General features: G+C 48.3%; 2 protein-coding genes, 1 tRNA gene and 1 rRNA gene. 2 read left to right on the forward strand and 2 right to left on the reverse strand.

Going from position 1 to position 4,052, the window contains the following annotated elements:
• The first annotated feature begins 42 nt into the window (after window positions 1-42).
• Window positions 43-159 (forward strand): 5S ribosomal RNA (gene rrf, locus Pmgp_RS18820).
• Between the two features lie 486 nt (window positions 160-645).
• On the opposite strand, the gene Pmgp_RS18825 is transcribed toward rrf, so the two are convergent.
• On the reverse strand, window positions 646-3,063 hold the full coding sequence (locus tag Pmgp_RS18825; RefSeq protein ID WP_134216161.1) for a homocysteine S-methyltransferase family protein: 2,418 nt from the start codon (window positions 3,061-3,063) through the stop codon (window positions 646-648).
• 170 nt (window positions 3,064-3,233) lie between these two features.
• A complete protein-coding gene (locus Pmgp_RS19920; RefSeq protein WP_192903029.1) occupies window positions 3,234-3,371 on the reverse strand; it encodes a CD1871A family CXXC motif-containing protein in 138 nt (45 codons plus the stop codon).
• 364 nt (window positions 3,372-3,735) lie between these two features.
• Here Pmgp_RS19920 and Pmgp_RS18830 point away from each other — a divergent pair.
• Window positions 3,736-3,810, forward strand: a tRNA-Asn gene (locus Pmgp_RS18830).
• Window positions 3,811-4,052: the final 242 nt, after the last annotated feature.

Below are 4,052 nucleotides of genomic sequence, written 5' to 3' on the forward strand. Positions count from 1 at the left end.
TATGCTGTTCAGTTTTGAAGGAATATTAAAGGAATATAACTTTCTAGTGGTGATAGCGAAGAGGGTACACCCGTTCCCATCCCGAACACGGCAGTTAAGCTCTTCAGCGCCGATGGTACTTGGGACGCTGGTCCCTGGGAGAGTAGGACGCCGCTAGATTAATTTTAAGCCTCATGGAGAAAACACCATGAGGTTTGTTTTTATATTTTTTCTGACGACCGACGTCTGACGACCGAATTGGTACACCCGTTCCCATCCCGAACACGGCGGGATTTCCTAAAAGCCTAAATGTTGTCAACAACCCCGTTCCCCTGACACACTGCCCCTGACACACTGAGCCGATGGTACTTGGGACGCTGGTCCCTGGGAGAGCAGGTCGCTGCCAGAGCATTTTTAAAGCCTCATGGTATAAAAACCGTGAGGCTTTTGTTTTGGAAGCAAAAGACTATTATAAGCAGTGGAGTAGACAGCTGGCATGAGCAGCAGGCAAAACAGTGGAAATGATCCAACTGCCAGGCAGATTTTTCGTGGTATGCCGACAGCTGCTCAAAATGCGGCAAAGATTTAAGTGCAATAAAAGGATTTAAAAAACGAGTTTGACAAACGTATCTTTGAGTATTTAATCCCGAAAAAATCCTAGTTCGCTTATTCCAGCAAGGCCAATTTTTTCGCTAATTTTACCGCCTCGTAGGCATCCCTGGCGTAGCCGTCGGCGCCGATTTCAGCAGCGTATTTATCATTAACAACAGCTCCGCCGACCATGAATCTGCAGTTCAGACCTTCCTCCCGGGCTATTTTTATGACGTTTTTCATCTCAACCATGGTGGTGGTCATCAGCGCGGATAAGCCTATAATTGCCGCACCTGTTTCTTTTGCCGTTGCGACTATGTCTTCCGACCTTACGTCTTTGCCCAGGTCGAGCACATTGAACCCGTAATTCCTGAGCATAAGGCCCACAATGTTTTTCCCTATATCGTGGATATCTCCCTTTACTGTGGCGAGCACTATGGAAACACCCGTTTCGGCGGAGGCTTCCTTGTTCCCGGCAAGGTAAGGCTCCAGGAAGTTAAAGGCGTTCTTCATCGTCTCGGCGCTTTGAATAAGCTGGGGCAGGAAATATTCTTTCTGATCATACAGCTCACCGACCTTGGTGATGGCGGGAATCAGGTAAACATCCACCAGCTCTTTAGCGGCAATTCCTTCATTTATCGCTTCCTGGAGCAGCGGTACTATTTCTTCCATTTCCCCGTGCAGCACAGAGTTATATACTTTTTCGGCCGGCTTAAGGGGTTTCCTGACGCCTGCTTGTTTTGCCTGCTCGGGATTGTAGCCCGCAAACCGGCTTATATACCTTAAACTGTTTCTGTCCCGCACGGTTAAAACTTCGGAAGCCATTTTTATACCCATGATCATTTCGCTTGAAGGGTTGCCTATGACAGTGCAGAGCCCTTTGCTGACAGCCATGGCCAGAAAAGCGGCATTGATAAAATCTCTCCGGGGCAAGCCGAAAGAGACGTTGGACAGGCCTATAGTCGTGGCGCACCCAAGTTCAGCGCACCATTCTATCACCTGCAGGGCCGCTGACGCGGCAAGCTGGTTGGCGGATATAGTCATGACCAGCCCGTCGACCACAGCATCCTGTTTTTTGATACCGTATTCAGCCGCCCGGTCCAGGATATGCCTGATAATCTCACACCGTTTTTCAGCCTCTTCAGGGACACCCTCGTCGCTTAGAGGCAGCAGTACAAACATAGCGCCGTATTTCTGCGCCAGCGGCAGGAGTTTTTCCAGTTTTATCTTTTCAGCGGAAATAGAATTAATCAGCGCCCTGCCGGGGTAAACCCGCAGCGCGGCTTCTAAAACTTCAGGTGATGATGAGTCAAGGCACAGAGGGACATCAACAATATTGCTTAAAAGCTTGACGACCTCCACCATAGCTGCTCTTTCATCGATCCCGGGCAGGCCGACATTGACATCCAGCAGCTCCGCGCCGTTTGCCAGCTGCTCCAGAGCCAGCCGCCGCACTTCAGAAAACTTGCCCTGCCTTAGTTCCCCGCTCAGGAGTTTTTTGCCGGTAGGGTTGATTCTCTCACCGATCAGTGCGACCGGGCGATCAGGACCTATAAACACGGTTTTTCTGGAAGAGGTTACAGCGCTGTAAGGTTTTGCATCTGGCTTGAGGGGTATGCACCCCTCAATATTGCTTTTAAGGCTGGCAATATATAAAGGTGAAGTGCCGCAGCAGCCGCCCAGGAGGTTAACGCCCGCCCTGACCAAATCTTTGGCATAAGAGCCAAATTCCTCTGCTTCCATATCGAATTTGGTGACGCCGTCGACCAGCCTCGGCAGGCCGGCATTAGGTTTGGCCAGGAGCGGGACCCTGGCGTAAGGTTTCATTAAAGAGACAACCTCGATCATATCCCTGGGGCCGGTGGAACAGTTTACACCCACAGCATCGGCCCCAAGGCTCTGGAGGATCAGCAGCACTGTAACGGGGTCGCTGTTGGTAAGTGTCCTTCCGTCATTGTCAAAGGTCATGCTTACCATTACGGGGAGATCTGAAGTCTCTTTGACGGCCAGCAGCGCGGCTCTTGTTTCCTGGATATCCAGCATGGTCTCGATTACAAATAAGTCCACGCCGCCTTCCAGCAGTCCCTGCAACTGTTCTTTATAAACAGCGACAGCTTCTTCAAAAGGCATGGCGCCAAAAGGCTCTATAAAATTACCCGTCGGCGCAAGATCACCCGCGACAAAACAGTTTGTACCGGCGGCAGCCTGCCTGGAAATCCCAGCCAGTTCTCTGTTTATCTCAACAACCCTGTCACCCAGTCCATACTCTGCCAGCTTAACCCTGTTGCCGCCAAAAGTGCAGGTATAAACAATGTCGGAACCCGCTTTTATATATTCACGCTGTATATCTGTAAGGACATCCGGGTGTTCCATCACCCACAGTTCAGGACAAACGCCCTGGGGCATGCCTCCCTTCTGCAGCTCCGTACCGGTAGCTCCGTCTAAAATTAACAGCCTGCTTTCAAGCAGTTCACTGAAATACTCCCGCTTCATATCCAAACGCCACCCCTTTATACCGGCTGTTCAGGAGCCGGCAGGTGTTTTTTAAGCTTAATATATTATGCAAATTGACAGCTATTCTGCCAGTTTCATCAGTATTTTATTATTTACAGATAAGGCTCGATCATTTGGACAAACATTGTTGAGTGACTTTGCGCACCAGTTCAGCCAATACCTATACACTCCAGACAAAGGTTTATTGCTTTAAGCAGGACCTCCTTAGCCTCGCCGCGCCAGATGCCAAATATCATTGACACTAAAGCAGTGCCGAGAACAGCTAGCCTCAAGAAGGCTGAATTCATATTAATTCACCACCTGGCAGTAATAAAAGGGAAAGATGTATGTACTAATTATTTCTATAGTGCCCTTCCTGCTTCCTCCTTTAATTGCCCAGTGAAATCATTTGTGATCATTTATTGATTGAAACAAACACTTCAAAATTATGTTATTATATAGGAAAAGCTGGGATCACCGGGCAAAATGGCCGAAGAGTGCGGTTTCAATACATGGACGACTTTTATACAATAACCGGCACTACCCGGCGGTTCAAGCAAAAAGAGCCTGTGCGGGATTTATTTGCGGGGTGTAAGTGCTTGACTTGGGGAAAAGATAGTAGTATATTATGGTGCGTGGGAATTACAATTTAAAGTAAAAAACACTGTCCGTTCCTCGATAGCTCAACGGTAGAGCAACCGGCTGTTAACCGGTAGGTTGTAGGTTCGAATCCTACTCGGGGAGCCAATTTCTTTTAAGGGTAGGGCCGCACACAGCGCGGCTTTCTTTTTTTTGTTTTCCAAAGGCTTTCCAGGGGCAAAATAGTAAGAAACTATTGAAAAGCAAGTCGAATATCAATATAATGATTCCACTGCAAAAACCCCGTAGAATACCCAAAATTAGTTCCTGGTGCAGCAGGAGAAACAAGGCTGAATATCGAAGTATACTGTAGAAATCAAGAGATATCTACTGATAAACCAACAAAATGC

Source organism: Pelotomaculum propionicicum, assembly GCF_004369225.1.
Lineage (GTDB): Bacteria > Bacillota > Desulfotomaculia > Desulfotomaculales > Pelotomaculaceae > Pelotomaculum_B > Pelotomaculum_B propionicicum.